The organism is Candidatus Defluviibacterium haderslevense, assembly GCA_016712225.1.
GTDB classification, from domain to species: Bacteria; Bacteroidota; Bacteroidia; order Chitinophagales; family Saprospiraceae; genus Vicinibacter; species Vicinibacter haderslevensis.
The window spans coordinates 2,395,040-2,412,321 of the sequence record JADJRL010000003.1 but is presented as its reverse complement, the minus strand read 5'-3'; the positions used below and the strand labels follow the sequence as shown (position 1 = coordinate 2,412,321).

Below are 17,282 nucleotides of genomic sequence, written 5' to 3'. Positions count from 1 at the left end.
AAGCAACCCTAACAGACCGACAGTGCGACCATCAAACGACAGAAAAAAAGCCAGCCGCACATTTTAGCACATTTGGTTTTGCCCGACACACAAGCCGACCCTTCGCAAAACCAAAAGAGCTAAAATTTTCCAACCGCACGGACTGACATTTAGAAAATAATTATTACATTTGACACTTCTTGACAAGTCAAAATACAGAAACGTGAGTTACCTAGGACAGAAAATTAGAGAAACGAGAGAGAAGCAAAATTTGCTACTCAGACAAGTTGCTGCTCATATAGAAGTTGACACTGCATTAATGAGTAAGGCTGAAAGAGGTGAAAGGAATTTGAATAGAGACCAAGTTGTAAAACTTGCCAAATTCTTTAACTCATCAGAGGAAGAGTTTATTTCGCTATGGCTTTGCGACAAAGTAATTGAAGCGGTTGACAATGACCCTTTTGCGACTCAAGGAATAAAAAAAGCATTAACCAAAATCAAGAATTAATTTAGATGCAAATCATTCATAAAATAGACAACTTTCTTTACACGATATTTCCATCGGTCATTCAGGGCGACCAGCAATCATTGCTCAATGCTATTCAAGACTTTTATACTTATGGACCTTACAAACCTAAAGTAACAATTGACAATGACTTTGTTAGTATTGAGATTGACACACCTACCATTTTAGCTCAAGACATAGATTACCAAAAGGTTATTGCATTTTGTGAGAAAGGTAAATATGCTGATGCAAAACCTATTCTTAAAAAACTAATCGAGAAGAATCCTGCTATTTCGGAATATCACCGAATTATGGGACAAATACTTTCTGACGAAGGCGACCAAGAAGAAGCAATCAATTGCTTAATTGATGCATTACGTTGGGACTCAAAGAATGGATGGGCATTGCTTATGATGGGAAACATTTTTGCTAAATTCAAAGATGATGTTCCAACTGCTATGAAATATTACGACCAAGCACTAATTGCAAATCCAAAGGACAATATCACCATAAACAACATTGGTGCAAACCTTATGCAACAAGGTAAATTGGAAGAGGCTAAAAAATATTTTTATGAAGCATTAAAGATTAACGACAAATATGCAAATACTCATTTTGCATTGGGAATGATTGCTGAAATGGAAGCAGACTTGCAGTCTGCTTTTTACAGCACCATTCAAGCAATTAAACTGAATAAAAGTAAGGATGTTCTATATCAGAACTCTGTAAGACAAGCTTTCGAGATTTCTAAAAAAATAATTGCAACTGATAGTGGCAAAAAAATATTTAGGGAATACAGACATAAACTTGAATTTGATGGTGACAGAAAAATTGACATAATTCAAGATGAAGAAATCCCAACGGCAGCAAAATTTGAGTTTGCCGAAAACTATAACAGAGAAACTCACATAGTAAAATACAAACCAAGTTACCCAGCGGTTGAACACTTAATAATGCATGAGTTGGTGCATTTAGATTTTGTTATTGAAGCAAGAAAAGGTGAGTTAAACCAATTATTTATTTCTACTCAGAATCATAAAACAGAATTCATAAAAGGACTTGAACCGACAATCAAGAAATTCAACAAAATGGGGATTTCTGAAAAGTCAATTGCTGATTATTGTTCGAATTTATTTGAAGGCATGAACCGTCAAATATTCAATACGCCAATTGACTTGTTTATTGAAAACTTCCTTTATAATGAATTCGCAGAACTCAGACCTTTTCAATTTATCTCTCTTTACAATATGTTGCAAGAAGGACTTAAGGCTGTGACTGACAAAAAGATTGTTGAACTATCTCCCAAAGACATCATTTCAAAAAGTAAGGTATACAATATTGTAAATGCAATTCAGTTCAAAGAATTATTTGGATTTGACTTTATCAAAGACTTCAATGCTACTCCGTCAGAAATGAAACTAGCTACAGATTTTAATGACGAGTATCTTCAATACAAAGAGGACAAAGAACCTGCTGAAGAATATGAATTGGTTTTGCATTGGGCTGAAGACTTAAAGCTTGACAAGAACTTTGAACTCGTTAATGAACATGAGTATAGAACCAAAAGAACAGATATAGACAACCTTCTATCTTCAATTGAAAAAGATCCTTATGATATAGAGTCCAAAGACCCTTACAAACAAAGGGAAATGGACAAATTTCAAAAATCGCAAGAGCAAATAGGTATAAACATGGCTGTCGCCATGTTTATGGTTGATGCCTTGCAGTTTTTTGAAGCAATGCCTCAAGAGGAAATTAAGAAAATTGCAATTGAAATTGCAATGCAAGGAACTCAAGGCTATAGACCTGACAAAGACAATTATCGAATTAACTCAATAAAAGACAAGACTTTTTCAGGCTACCATATTTTAGCTTATTACTATGTGAGTTGGTCATTAGCAATTCCCGCAATGGTATCTCAATTAAACTTGCCTTATGAAGCAGAATATAAAATGGCATTGACAATGCATAAACCAAATAAGTAATGAAGGAAAGCGAAGAAATAATACAAGCACTTTTGAAATTCAGAAATGAAAGAGATTGGGAGCAATTTCACAATCCAAAAGATTTGGCATTAGCTATTAGCATTGAATCTGCTGAACTTTTAGAATTATTCCTTTGGAAGAAAGCAGATGAAGCAAATACTGAAAAGGTAAAAGAGGAACTTGCCGACATTTTTTCATTTGCATTTTTGCTTGCTGAAAAATATGGATTTGATGTAAAGGAAATTGTTTTGGATAAAATCAAAACAAATGGTGAAAAATATCCAGTAGCCAAAGCTAAAGGAACAGCAAAAAAGTATGATGAACTATAACCAAGATTTTGAAATAAACAAAATTGCGTTCAATAATAATGGATTGAATTCCATTCAATCACAATATTTCGTAAGCGAAAATTGGCCAGTCGTATATATTTTAAATAGCAATGGAGTAAGTCAAGCATATGTTGGTGAAACCATTGATACTAATTCACGAATTTTCACACATTTGCAAACACCAAGCAAAAGCCATTTACAAGAAGCCCATTTAATTTCAAGTAAAAAATTCAATAAATCGGTAACATTAGATATTGAATCTAATTTGATAAAGTATCTGCATGCTGATGGCAAATACAAATTATTAAATGGCAATCTAGGACTGGTAAACCACTCTTATTATCAAAGAGATGAGCTTTATTGGGATATGTTTAAAAATATTTGGAATGGCCTTATCAGGAATGGAATTGCTCAACATAGTTTAGAGCATATTTCTAATAGTGACTTGTTCAAATATTCGCCTTATAAAACTTTATCTGCCGATCAAAGAAAAAATTTGATGTTAATTATAGATGCACTACTGTCGGAAAATAAAAAATCAGTATTGGTGGAAGGTGGCGCAGGTACAGGAAAGACCATCCTAGCTATTTTTCTATTTAAGTTAATGCTCACATCTGATGAGGATTTTAATTATAGAGAATTTGGTGAAGACGAAAAAGATTTTATAAATAAGGTAAAGCTTTTAAAGATAAAGTTTCCTAATCCTAAAATGGGTTTGGTTATAGCAATGGGTTCTTTTAGAAAAACTATTAAAAAGGTTTTTCGAAACATTAGTGGTTTAAATTCTAATCTTGTTATTGGCCCTTCAGATCTGGAATATGAATCATATGATATTCTATTTGTAGACGAATCTCATCGTTTGCGAAAAAGAGTAAATCTTGGCCCATACTTCGCAATTTATGACAGGGTTTGTAACGCACTAAAACTAGACAAACTAAACACTTCAGAATTAGCTTGGACTCAATTAAGGTCAAATAAAGTATTATATTTTTACGATGCTAAACAATCTATAAAACCATCTGATGTTGATGCTGTTGATTTTGAAAACTTAAAAATTGCTCCTAACTCTATAAATGTCAAATTGCATTCGCAGTTCAGAGTAAAAGGAGGCAATGGATTTGTTGATTTTGTGAATAATTTATTAGACAATACTTTTAAGAATAAAGAGTTCAAATACAACGATACCAATTATGACTTACTGCTTTTTGATAATTTTTCTGAATTCGTGAATGAACTAAGAGAAAAGAACGAAAAACATCAGCTGTCAAGATTCATTGCTGGCTATGCCTGGCCATGGATAAGTCAGAATGACCCTGATGCATATGATATTGAAATAGAAAACATCAAACTAAAATGGAACTCAACTGCAATTGATTACATCAATTCTGATATTGATGCAAAAGAGGTAGGTTGTATTCATACCACTCAAGGTTACGACCTCAATTACGCAGCAATAATTTTTGGACCTGAAATAATATACAATCCAATATCAAAAGAAATAGAGATAGTCAAGGAAAATTATAAAGACAGAAATGGAACTGCAACAATAAGAGATAACGCAATACTGAAAGACTATGTAGTAAATATTTACAAGACTATAATGCTCAGAGGCATACTAGGTTGCTACATTTATGTGTGTGACGAAAATTTGCGAAATTTTTTTAAAAAGCATATTTATTTATTTAATGAAAACAAGACTCCAATTATTGCGATTGCCGAGGCAAAAGAAATTCAATTAATTCCATTTGAAAATAGCGTACCACTATACTCTTTAAAAGTGGCTGCAGGTGAATTTAAATTTAATGACAGAATCCCTGAAGAAAAATTCATTTTAGTTCCTGATGGCGTAAAAATTACACAAGACCATTTTGCGTGTAGAATAATTGGGAACTCCATGAATAAAATAGTACAAGATGGTCAAATAGCTTTGTTTAAGAGGTATACTGGCGGTAGTAGAAATGGCTTAATGGTCATTGCCGAGTATTACGACCATCAAGATTTAGATTATGGTTCTTGCTATACATTCAAGGAATATTACAGTCAAAAAGCAATTAACGAAGAAAGTTGGCATCATGAAAAAATTATTCTTAAACCAAAGTCATTTGATGCTTCATATCAAGATATAGTAATTGACCCAAATGCAATAAATGAAAAGACCTTTAGTGTAATTGGAATATTTGATAGAGTAATAGAATAAATTTCAGCCCATGCAGCAGTCACACACATTTGCAAGCCCCACAAGCCAACACACAAGCCAAAGCTTGCAAAAGAGTGTGCCTGCCCAGCCGCACCGACACAACATCACAGACGACAAACAAACCACGACAGACAGAAGGGCAGCTTGTAACAGCACCTACCCAAAAGGCGGGGTTTCGTGTTCCAAAGACAGTTTTGTGGTTAATCAAACATTAGTTTTTCAAATCAAGTTTTGTGGTAAAAGTCCCGCCCTTCGGGTAGCTGCAAAACGTTACCTGCAAGCCTAAAAGACGACACAGCAAGAATGAACGACAGAAATAAACATAAAGTGACTGGACAAATGAACCATCAGACAGCCGACCCAAAAGCCAACGCTTCTGTATTTTTATTTTTTCCAACCGCACATTTTTTAAAAACAATTTTAGCCAGCCGCACAAATGGCACATTTGGTTTTGCCCGACACACAAGCCGACCCTTCGCAAAACCAAAAGAGCCATTTTTTGCCAACGCACAGACGGAACAAACAATAAATTCAATAAACTTGTAGCATATGAAAAAACTATTCTTTTTAACTCTTTTACTTTTGACAGCTTCAGTTGGGTTCAGCCAGTCATATTTGGGCTGGGTGACAAAACAGGTCAACTTCAGACAAGGACCCGGGACTGACTACGGAGTAATTTCATCATTGAAGCAGGGAACACAAATATTTATTGTATCCCTTGAAACCGAAAATGATTTTTATAACATAATTGACATTGCAACCGACAAAGAAGGTTATATACATAAATCCTTTGTAAAACTTGGTGATATTGTAGAGAAAAATGAAAGGGGTATGTTTACTCCAAGTGGTAAGACTTCCACTTACAATCCCGAAATTGAAATATTCAATAATACTTCAATGACACTTACTTTAAAATTGAATAGTGAAACCTATTCGTTCTCACCCAAACAAAAAAGAACTATTACACTAAGTCCAGGGACATATAATTATCGTGCATCAGCACCAGGTGTTATTCCAAACATTGGGACTGAATATATGGAGAGTAATATGGGCTACACTTGGCAATTTTATATAGTAACTGAAAGAAGGTAATAGCTATGAATTTTATAAACCCAATAGAAATACTTGAATTGGAAAATACCGACATAGCGGTTATTGATAATTCAATCGTAAAAAAAGCAAAAAGAAAACTTTTTGCCGACATTGACCTTTCAGACAATGGACACCTTGATTATAAAGGTTTATCTCTCACTAAAACCGATTGCGAAAAGGTTATTGATGAATTAGAAAACACAAATGCCTTAGAGTTCTATTCACACCTTGTTTCTAATAAGTTATTAAATGAATTTCTAGTAAACGGTAATGAAAGACTTTTTGAATCTTTCAAACAGGAAAGTATTTATAAACTACCTGAATTTGTAAAATTTATCAGTCCTTACTTCTCTCCAAAATTTGACAGAGCAATTTTAAAAGCTTTTACAGACGAAGACGTGGAAAGGCTTAGGAATATTTTAAGAACACAAGTTTTAATTAGCACAGCAGACTTAAACTTAGCTTTCAAAGGCCTTAGTATTGAAATTCAAAATCGGCTGCAAAAAGTTGACGCAATTACAAAAGATATCAAGAATGAGGAATCTGATTATTCAGATGAAGACATTGATGAAGTTATTGATTTGGTAAAGGATTTATTTCCTAAAGAATTGCTTAATCAGTTGCCACCATATTTTCAAAGTCAAATAAATAAAATTGCAGCATCAATTAACTTCCTGCAATTGGCAATTTGGAATGAGTTTGGCAATTCACACGTTGCATTAAATTTATTAGAACATTTATTAGAACTAAATATTGAAAGTGTAAGCAAACCAACATTCCAAAAAAACTATGAGATAGTAAAAAGAAAGCATATTGACCAATTAGAACAAGAAAAATTCGCTCCAATTCTAAAGGTTTGGGCAGAAACATTATTAAACCTAAGGACTATACATACTAAAATTGAAGAAAGCAAAATGAAACCTAAAGATGCTTTAGGAACAATTAATTCCATTCCTATCGAAGATTTAAATAAATTGGAATCATTTGCCGATGAAATCCGAATATCAATTGCTTTTATGCTTCGTGGGATTTCAGTTTCGATGTGGAATGTTCATCACGACATAGATACCGCTATAAAAACAATTACAAAGGCTTTAAGTATAAATCTAACATCAGAAAATAAAACGAAACTAAATGCTGATTTCTCAAAACTTAAAGAACTTAAAAAAGAAAGAGATGAAATAGGTGAGCCAGTAAGTTCAGCACCCTCTTTAAGCTTAATTAATGGTTGTGGAACAACTATTTATGGAAAAACATTATACTTTGTAATTATTGGTATTCCAATTTTACCCATAGCCCGATATAATTGTGAAGAAACATTCAACGGATATAGATTTTTTGGTAAACTTAAGTTACACACGTGGCAAAAGGTGTGGAAATATGGTTTAATCGGATATGTTTCATTCCTTATTCTAAAAGCATTAATCGAAAACAATTAAAATATGAACGAACAAATAAAAGTGCCAAAAATTTACATTGACTTGATAGACCAAGTCTTTGAAATTGAAAAAAAGGTGGAAAGCCTAACAGAATCAAACTCTATAAGCCGAAATGTAAGTAGGTTAAAAGAGATATTTGAACAGCTTGAAACAGACGGAGGACTAGTATATCACAATCCAATTGGCGAAGCATACAACGAAACTCGAACCGATATAGAAGCAAGTATTGCTGGAAACTCTGCTGACAACCTAATTATTACAGAAGTAATAAAACCTATTGTTAGGTATCGCAAGGGCGGTATTACACTTATTGCCCGAAAAGGTATTGTTGTAGCTGAATCAAAATCTTAAATCTTTAAAATCATATAAAAATGGAAAATACAATCAATTTCGGAATAGACCTTGGAACAACAAATTCGGCTATCGCCAAATTTGTTAAAGGTGAAGTAATCGTTTTCAATAATCCGTTGGATTATGGTAGAGCAACTCTGCCATCTGTAGTTTGCTATCAGAAAGACAAAATAATTGTTGGTAGTCAAGCAAAAGTGATGTTTGGAAAACAAAAAAAGGATGCTTTTACGCAGGCCTTTTTTAAACGAAAGATGGGAACATCAGAAAGTTTTCAAATCAAATCACAAAATCGTTCCATTACACCAATTGAACTTTCTGCACAAGTGCTGAAAGAATTAAAAACTTTCGTAAACACAGGTGATAATTTGGAATCAGTTGTAATCACTATTCCTGCTTCGTTTGACCTAATCCAATCAAATGCTACAAAGGAAGCAGGTTATCAAGCAGGTTTCAAGCAAGTTGTTTTATTACAGGAACCAATTGCTGCAAGTTTAGCCTACGCAAATATGAAAAAATCAAAAGAACTGACAGATGGGCAATGGTTAGTTTATGATTTTGGTGGCGGAACTTTTGATGTGGCTTTAATCAGAATTAAGGATGGTGAGATGAAAGTAATTGACCACGAAGGAAATAACTTCTTAGGTGGTGCTGACATTGACCAAATGATAGTTGACAAACTCGTGATTCCTAAAATTAATGCAGAATTTTCATTTGAGAATTTAGAGGACGAAATGAAAAGTGCATCGGGTAAATACAATTCCAAATACTACGTTCTTTTAAGCAGAGCCGAAGAAGCTAAAATTAGATTGTCGGCTGTTACATCGGCTGAAATTGTAGTAGATGGTTTTGAGGATGAAGAAGGAAATGAAGTAGATTTTGAAATAACCATAACACGTTCAGAATTTAACGACCTCATAAAATCTTCTGTTGATGGAACAATTGAAATGATAAAAACCATATTGACTAGAAACTCACTTGGTTCAAAGGATATTCAATTTACTTTAATGGTTGGTGGCTCTACTTATATTCCTTATGTAAGACAAAGAGTTGAAGAGATATTACAAATACCTGCTAATTGTGAAATTGACCCTACGACAGCCGTTGCGGTTGGTGCTGCTTACTATGCTGCAACTAAACAAAAGGAAATTTCAAAATCAGATAAGCAGCAAAAAAAATCTGCAATTTCAATTAAGGCAAGTTATAATAAAGCATCAAAAGAAAAAGATGAATTGTTTGCGGCAAGGGTAACTGGTGAAACCATAAACTTATTTTATAAAATTGTAAGACAAGATGGTGGATTTGATTCTGGCTTAAAGAAATTAAGTGAAAGAATAAGCGAAGATTTACCACTTGTAGAAAATGCCTATAATTTTTTCACATTAACTGTTTATGACAGTCTAAATAACGTTGTGGAAACAGATGTAGAGCCAATCGGGATTAATAGTGGCTTTGGTATAAGTGGTCAACCTTTGCCGGAAGATATTTGCTTAGAAGTTGATGATTATGATAATCCAGGCCATACACGTCTAGCACTAATCTTTCAACGAAACACAATTTTACCTACCAAACGAACTTTGACATTCCCTATTAATAAAACAATCATAAAAGGTAGTGAAGATGAGGTAATACGTGTAAAAGTATTACAGGGCTCACATTTAGCATTACCCGAAGCAAATAAAGGACTGGGTTTTGTTTTAATTACTGGTAAAAATTTGAAGAGAGATGTTTCAAAAGGCTCTGATATTGAAATCACAATTTCCCTTTCCGAATCACAAGACTTGACAGTTGCTGCATATTTAAATATGGCTGACCAAGAGTTTAAAGAAACTTTTAATCCAAAAGAAAGACACACGCCAATTGATTTATTAAAGGAACAAGTTGAAGACCTTACTGAAAAATTGGAAGAAGAAATTGAACAAGCTACGGAAAAAGAAGATTACGAAACAGCAAGTGCATTATCCAAATTGAAAAAAGAAATGGAAATTGTAGCTGAGGAAACTGAGAAATTAAATGATGATGATGTTACAGATGATAAATATAAACTCGAAGATAGAAAACGAAAAATTGCCCAAGAGATTGACTCTGCAACAAAACACAAGCGTATTCAAAAAGTAAAAGAACACTATTTTGAAACAAAGCAAGAATGCTTAAAACTTATTGATGAAAACGGTAATGACCACGAAAGGAAAACATTTAATGATATAGTTTCTCAAGAGGAAGCATTTATGTCAACGAATAGCCCAATTAAGATTCAAGAGAAATCTGACGAACTGCAAAGCATTATTGGACAAATAAAGTGGCGGACACCTGATTTTTTAACAGGCATATTCAATTGGTTAAAAGGTGAACAAACAAAAATGAATGACCAAACACAAGCGAAAAGTCTAGTAGACGCTGGCAAATTTGCAGTGGAAAGCCAAAATTGGGACAGATTGAGAGAAATTAATTTTGGATTGCTTGATTTATTACCAAGAGGAGCTAAGGAACAAATAACAACTAAAATTGGATTTGGATTATGAAAACAGAAGCATTTCAAGACTTACTGCTTAAATCAGCAGTTTCAGTTGTTGCCTGCGATGGGAATATAGACGAAACTGAAATTTCAGAAATCAGAAATATGGCTGAAAATGAAATTTATTTTATGGGATATGACTTTGAAGAACCACTTGCGAACAATCTAAAAAATCTCAAAGAAAAAGGAGTATCTGCAATCAATGAATATCTAAAAGAAGTTTCAAATGCCAATCTAAACGACAATCAAGAATTGTTATTGATTGAAGTTCTTATCAGAGCAATTGAATCAGACGAAAAAGTCGAGCTGAATGAAATAAAGTTTCTGCAAATGGTAAAATCAAAATTGAAAACTAGTGAAGAAACCATTATCACTAAGTTTCCAAAGCAGATGAATTATTTAATAGACTTCCATAATTATGGACTTCACGAAGAATTTACAGATGAACTTAAATTTGAGTAATCTTATAAAAATTGTCTTAGCGGTTTTGTTTTTCCTATGTTTAGCAGATATGCCTTACGGGTTTTATCAGTTTGTAAGGTTCGCAGGTCTAATTGGCTTTGCTATTTTAGCATATCAAGCACACGAACAAGGCAGACAAACAGAAATGATAATTTACGGTGGACTTGCTTTACTATTTCAACCGTTTTTCAAAATTGCACTTGGCAGAGAGATTTGGAACATAGTTGATGTAATTGTAGGAATAGGACTTTTAATATCAATATTTATGAAACCAAAGGAAAGCCCACGCTAAAAGCAAGCACATTTGCAATTCGCACAAGCCAACGCACAGACCAAAAATTGCAAAAGAGCTTGCTTTGCCAACGCAGACAAAATTGTTTTTAAAAAATTTCCCAACGCTTCAAAAAAATAAAAATACACCGACACACAAACCAAAAAGCACAACAGACAATGACACTGAAACTCAATATTGACAAGGCATACAGCGACACGGTGAACAGAAGGCCAGCAGGTAACAGCGGTTTTGCAAAAAAGCGGGTTCAGTGGTTAATTGAACATTATACCTCGCATCAACATTTGTGCTATGTTGACAGTTTTGAGCTCCGAAATCCGCTTCTTCGCAAAGCCGCAAAACGTTATGTGCAATTTAACCGAGACGACCAACAATAACTGACATTCAGAGAAAAAAGTATGACGCCATTACAAAATCTATTTTACTACATAAGGGACTTGTACAACTCTTCGGACACTTGTTTTGACTTTGAAAAAGACAAAAACAATCCGAAGTCAAAAAATGTAAACTTTTGGGAAGTTGGAGAACTTTTGACACTTGCTAAAAAATGCGAACAGAAAAACATTACAGAATTTAGTTTAGCGATTAACAACAATCTAAATCCACTTGACTTTTTACTAAAGTTAAGACGAATTGCAATACCTGACGAACCCAAACAGCCAAAAGAACTTGAAAATTGGATTGAAATTAATAGAAGTAACGAAATTCCAATACTTACAATTAAGCAAGAAATTGAAACAGTTGAAAAATTTGAACAATCGACACAAAGAATAAATGATTTAGAAAAATACAAGGAACAAAGACTAACGTCTTTGTTCGATTTATCTTTACCAAATTCTTTGATTGATTGGATTGATTTAACAGACAATAAATTCTTGCGAAAACCAGAACTAAAAGTCAAAATAGTTCTTGCAGACAATCCAACATTGTTAAAAACAGCAAACAACTTTCAAAAAGAATTTTCCGAATTCTATCAAAAATTTGAACTGCCTTTTAAGACAAATAGAATTTACGATGCTTTACATACACTACATTATGAATTAAAAGGAAAAGACAACAAAAGAATTTATATATCATTTGGTTTAGTTTGTGGAAAAATTGGAAACCAAGACTATAAAAATTTTCTTTTTAATGTTCCATTAAAACTAACTCTTAAAAGCCAAGAATTCAAATTAGAATTTGACACTTTTTCAAGTAAAATATTTTGCGAACAATTCTTTGTAGAATTATTAGACAATCATTTTCAAAATGAAAATCAATTAATAATTGAAGAACGTAAAAAAGATGTTTTACTAAATATTGATAGTTTCAATTCACAGCAACGTGAATTTATTTTTGAAAGTGATTTTATAAGAACTGAATATTTTGACAAAGGTCTAGAAATATTAAGCGTTTTTACTAAAAAACAATATGCCTTTTTCAATGAAGAAACATTAAATTACTCTTTTCAAAAAACACCAATTGAAAATCAATTAACTTTTAGTTTTTCGCCAATAATTCAAACCAAAATTGTTGAAAGTAAACTTGCTATTTCAAAAGATGCAAATAATATAATCAACAAAATAAATGAATTGCAAGCAAGTGGAAATCTTCAACTAATTCCAGATTTTTTCAAAAAACTATTTTCAATAGATGGTTTAGAAATTGAAATAGAAACACAATCAAACACAAACCAATTTCAAAATAATGAAAGTAAATCTCAATCAGCAGATTTTGGAGAAGCAAAACATCGTTCCTTGTTTCCATTACCTTACAATGAAGAACAATTTGAAATTGCAAAACGATTAAACGAGCAAGATGCAGTAACCGTAAAAGGACCACCAGGAACAGGTAAAAGTCATACAATTGCAAACCTAATTTCTCACTTTGTTGCACAAGGAAAATCTATACTTGTAGTTTCACATAATGCAAAAGCATTAAGCGTATTAAAAGATAAATTGCCAATTGGAATTCAAGAACTTGCTGTTTCGTTAGTAAACGAAGGCAAAGGAAATGAAAGTTTAAAAGGTTCTGTTAATGCAATTATCAGAAATTTGGCACAGAGATATGAAGAGACAAAAGTTACAGAATTAGAACGGCAATTAACTACTTTAGAAAGTAATTACGCAAACACGTTAAATCAAATTTACAAAGCTGTTCAAGCAAACACTTTAACGCTTAAGATTTTCAACCCAATCACAAATGAACTTGAAAATAAATCAGCTTACGATTGGGCTGTTTACCATTTTGAACAAACAAATTACGAAAATCAATTATTAAAAGATACAGTTTCTTACGAAACTGAAACAAATGGCATAGCAGAAAAATTAGTTGATTTAGTAGCAATTGGTAACAATCTCAAAAGAGATGATTTTGATTTAATAAACTTTCAGTTTTTAAATGATAATGCTTTTATTGACTTAAATGAGATTAGGAAATATGATATTAAGCTAAAGGAAATTAATGAAAAAATTAATCCATTAGATTACACAAACATACCAACCAATTCGATAGACGAAAATCTAAAAAATATTATTCTCAATTATGAAAATATTTTTAGAACATTCAAAACAAACTTAATTGCAGAACAGGTATACAAGCATCCAAATTTTAGGATTGATGTATTAGTTAATATTTTAAATGAAAATGATGGATTAAGAAAACAGATTGAAGTTGGAAATAGCAGACTTTTGTCTTACGAAATTGATTTATCAGCAGTTCAAGATACAGATGCTGACATTTTACATCAACAAATAAATCAAATAATTGTAAAATTTGGTCAAAACAAAACACTTAATTGGTTTACTAAAAGCACATTAGAAAAATCATTAAAGCGTTTTTTTGAGTGTAAGCTGAATTTCAATCCAGTAAATGAAATTGACCAATTCAAAATATTAGAAATCGAAATAAACAGATTAAAATGTTTAAAACAACTTTCTATAACTTTTAATAAATACATAAATAGCTTTGGCATTACGAAGCAAAATAACATTCAAGAAACATTAAAAGAACTTGATTTTACGGTAGAATTTGCAAAAGAAATAATTGAATTTAATTCGCAATTAAAAACAAGAAATTTACCACAAGTTTCAATCATATCTGACGATTTAATAGAAAAAATTAGCTACATCAAGAATGTGAATTATTATGCTGAATTTGTTTCAATCTCAACCTTTTTACAAGAAACCAAACAGAAATTAATTACTCATTCAAAACCACATCCAATAATTTATAAGATTGCAGACGCAATTGAAAATACGGACAGGTCAAGTTACGAACTCTATTTAGACGAATATAGAAAGTGTAGAGAAAAACAAAGTCAATCATTAGCGTTTGAAAAACTCTTAAACGAAATTATTAAAACACTACCTCAAACAGCATTGTTTGTAAAAAATAAATGTTTAATTGATGACCAATACACGATTGATAAAAAAATAATTGAATTGGATATTTTCAATTTAAAACTAAATGATTTTCTAACTTTTGTAACATCACAAACCAATGGTTCGGAAAAACTTTTAGCCAATCTTCAAACTTTGAAACGAAGTATTGAAAAACAAACAGCAGAAACAATATCATACAAAACTTGGTATCATAAATCAAAAAAAGTTAGCGATACACAAAAAGCGGCTTTAAATGCTTGGCTAAACGACCTAATTAATATTGGCAAAGGTTACGGAAAAAATACAGCAAGAAATATTGCATCAGCAATAACAAATATGCAAGTAGCAAAAGGTGCAGTTCCTATTTGGATTATGCCACAAGATACAGCAGTTACATTTTTTCCTGATGCTTCACCTGAACAATTTGACTTATTGATTATTGATGAAGCAAGTCAATGTGATATAAGTAGTTTGAATTTAGTTTTTCGTTGTAAAAAATGTTTAATAGTAGGCGATGAAAATCAAACTTCTGTAGTTGCAGACAGAAGTTTATTTACTATTGATAGAACAAATGAACTACTTGACAAATATTTAATATCACATAGATTTAAAACACAGTTTGACGTAAACAATAAAAACAACAGTATTTACACAATCAGTGGAGTTATTTATCCAAACATTGTAACACTTACGGAACATTTTAGATGTTTACCCGAAATAATTGGTTATTCAAACAAGTACGTCTATAATTCTGATATTGTTCCCCTAAAAACAGCGACTGAAAAAACTTTCGGAGAACCAATAGAAATTCATTATGTCGAAGATAATTTAGACGATGAATACAAACCATTAATTGTACAAAAAGTAATTGACGAAATCGAAAATTACATTAATCAGTTTCAAGCACAGCAAATTAAGAGATTGCCGACAATTGGAATATTGACTTTAGACAGCAGTAATATAAAACACCAAAATCAACTTATTCGTCAAATATCACAGAACGAACTAATAAAACAATTTGAAGACAAACTTGAATTATTAATTGGTACATCAAGAGAATTTCAAGGCGATGAAAGAGATATTATGTATATGACAATTACAGCCAGTCATAGCATTGTTGAAAAAGAAAATCGTTTTGAGATTAAACCACCAAGAGCTGCAACAACCGAAGAATATATGCGAATTTTCAATGTTGCTGCAAGTAGAGCAAAAGAAAAATCTGTTGTTATTCACAGCATCCATCCTGATGCAGTTGGCATTATGAACCAAGATTGTTATAGAAAAAAGTTAATAGACTATTACGCTAATATTCAAAATCAAACGAATAAACCTACTTCGACAAAAAATCTACAATCACTATTAAATAAGACAGATGCGAATTCAGGCGACTTTGAAAAAAGCGTTTGCAAATTACTTTACAATAATGGATTAGGAGATTATCTATATCCTCAATTTGAAGTCGGAAAATATTGTATAGACTTTGGGCTTATTATAAACAATAAAAAAATAGCAATTGAATGTGACGGTTTCACTTATCATTCAGGCATTGTGAAAATTCAAGAAGATATAAATAGACAACTAATATTGGAAAGAGCAGGTTGGAGATTTTTTAGAATTCAAAGTACAGATTGGTTTTACAAAAACTCAAAAGTAAGTTCAGACCTAATACAATGGATAACCGACAACACATCAGAATGAAAAATAAACTGCACATAACAGGGGTTTGGCAAAAGTGGGGCTTTAGTGCTGAATTGAACATTTGGAATTCTAATAAACATTTGTGCTAAATTGAACATTTGTGCTTCGATTTCCCCACCTTCGCCAAGCCCCAAAACGTTAGCTGTCATTGTAAGACGACACCGTAAACAAAGAAAGAACTGAAAATAAAATGACATTAATAGCCTCATTTATTGGAGTTGATAGCAAGTTTCCAAAACCGAAACCTGCTTCAATATATATTGTAAGTGACAGCAGAATTAGTTGGGGCGACAATGCAAACTTTGATTATGGCAGAAAAGTATTTGGTTGCAAAAACTCACCTGATATATTTGGATATTGTGGAGACGTTTTATTTCCTTCAATTGTACTTAATCAAATAGTTGAAATTGCTGACCAAGGTTTACTTTTTGAAACTCATTGGACATGTCAGCAAAAATTTCAAGCTATTGTTGACAAATTAATCCAAATTTTCAAAAAGTATCCAGCAGAAGTTGAAAATATTACAGCAAATTCATTGCAAATAATTTATGCTTCAAGAGATGAAAATCAAAATTTCTTTTGTCACAAAATTGAATGGCAAAAGAATACAAATAAATGGACAGGTAGTGAAATAAAGTTTCAAGACCATTCAGACAAACTTTTTGTTCTAGGTTCTGGTCGGACAGAATTTCTTGAAAAATTCAAAGCATATGCAGAGAGTGAAAATCAAAAAACAAGCAGAGCTGTATTTCATTGTTTTACAGACACACTTTCAAATATAAAAGATAAATATTGTGGTGGTGCACCTCAATTAGTTGGACTTTATAGAATAAATAATGCAAAATTTTTTGGTATAATAAACGACAATAAAAGATATTTACATGGAATTCAAGTTGACGATTTGCTTAATTTAAACAATGTAGAATGGCGAAATGAATTGTTTGAAGTTTGTGATGGAATAACAATGAAAAGAAAAAATAATGCTCAAAGACAACCAAACCCTTTGTTGCATTGAAGAAGCAAATCCACATTACCGCTCAAATTAGTTGATTAAAGATAAAGCGGTGCTAGGTGCTGTC

Annotated in this window: 14 protein-coding genes; all 14 read left to right on the top strand. The window is 32.1% G+C overall.

Annotated elements, in window-relative coordinates; all coding sequences use genetic code 11:
* Positions 1-202 precede the first annotated feature (202 nt).
* The 14 genes from IPK88_09545 (at position 203) to IPK88_09480 (ending at position 17,218) form a co-directional block, all read left to right on the top strand.
* The gene (locus IPK88_09545; protein MBK8243658.1) at positions 203-487 is read left to right on the top strand and encodes a helix-turn-helix transcriptional regulator; all 285 of its coding nucleotides are present in this window, start codon (positions 203-205) and stop codon (positions 485-487) included.
* A gap of 5 nt (positions 488-492) precedes the next feature.
* Positions 493-2,469, top strand: a complete 1,977-nt coding sequence (locus IPK88_09540; protein ID MBK8243657.1) for a hypothetical protein — start codon at positions 493-495, stop codon at positions 2,467-2,469.
* The gene (locus IPK88_09535; protein MBK8243656.1) at positions 2,469-2,798 is read left to right on the top strand and encodes a nucleotide pyrophosphohydrolase; all 330 of its coding nucleotides are present in this window, start codon (positions 2,469-2,471) and stop codon (positions 2,796-2,798) included. Before IPK88_09540 ends, IPK88_09535 begins: the two co-directional genes overlap by 1 nt.
* Entirely contained in the window at positions 2,788-4,995 is a 2,208-nt protein-coding gene (locus tag IPK88_09530; GenBank protein ID MBK8243655.1) for a DUF2075 domain-containing protein, read from the top strand. Before IPK88_09535 ends, IPK88_09530 begins: the two co-directional genes overlap by 11 nt.
* Positions 4,996-5,098: 103 nt before the next feature.
* On the top strand, positions 5,099-5,281 hold the full coding sequence (locus tag IPK88_09525; protein ID MBK8243654.1) for a hypothetical protein: 183 nt from the start codon (positions 5,099-5,101) through the stop codon (positions 5,279-5,281).
* Between the two features lie 17 nt (positions 5,282-5,298).
* Complete coding sequence (locus tag IPK88_09520; protein MBK8243653.1) at positions 5,299-5,541, top strand: hypothetical protein; 243 nt, start codon at positions 5,299-5,301, stop codon at positions 5,539-5,541.
* Between the two features lie 3 nt (positions 5,542-5,544).
* Positions 5,545-6,087, top strand: a complete 543-nt coding sequence (locus IPK88_09515) for an SH3 domain-containing protein (GenBank protein ID MBK8243652.1) — start codon at positions 5,545-5,547, stop codon at positions 6,085-6,087.
* A gap of 5 nt (positions 6,088-6,092) precedes the next feature.
* Positions 6,093-7,526, top strand: a complete 1,434-nt coding sequence (locus IPK88_09510) for a hypothetical protein (GenBank protein MBK8243651.1) — start codon at positions 6,093-6,095, stop codon at positions 7,524-7,526.
* A gap of 3 nt (positions 7,527-7,529) precedes the next feature.
* Positions 7,530-7,877 (top strand): hypothetical protein, encoded by a 348-nt coding sequence (locus IPK88_09505; GenBank protein ID MBK8243650.1) that lies wholly within the window; start codon positions 7,530-7,532, stop codon positions 7,875-7,877.
* A 20-nt stretch (positions 7,878-7,897) separates the two neighbouring features.
* On the top strand, positions 7,898-10,396 hold the full coding sequence (locus tag IPK88_09500) for an Hsp70 family protein (protein MBK8243649.1): 2,499 nt from the start codon (positions 7,898-7,900) through the stop codon (positions 10,394-10,396).
* Positions 10,393-10,851 (top strand): hypothetical protein, encoded by a 459-nt coding sequence (locus IPK88_09495; protein ID MBK8243648.1) that lies wholly within the window; start codon positions 10,393-10,395, stop codon positions 10,849-10,851. The genes IPK88_09500 and IPK88_09495 overlap by 4 nt, the downstream gene beginning before the upstream one ends.
* Positions 10,844-11,143: a hypothetical protein gene (locus IPK88_09490; GenBank protein ID MBK8243647.1), complete on the top strand. Its 300-nt coding sequence runs from the start codon at positions 10,844-10,846 to the stop codon at positions 11,141-11,143. The genes IPK88_09495 and IPK88_09490 overlap by 8 nt, the downstream gene beginning before the upstream one ends.
* A 398-nt stretch (positions 11,144-11,541) precedes the next feature.
* Positions 11,542-16,203 (top strand): AAA family ATPase, encoded by a 4,662-nt coding sequence (locus tag IPK88_09485; GenBank protein ID MBK8243646.1) that lies wholly within the window; start codon positions 11,542-11,544, stop codon positions 16,201-16,203.
* A 190-nt stretch (positions 16,204-16,393) separates the two neighbouring features.
* Positions 16,394-17,218 carry a hypothetical protein gene (locus IPK88_09480; protein ID MBK8243645.1) on the top strand — a complete coding sequence of 275 codons (825 nt, stop codon included), beginning with the start codon at positions 16,394-16,396 and terminating at the stop codon, positions 17,216-17,218.
* Positions 17,219-17,282 lie beyond the last annotated feature (64 nt).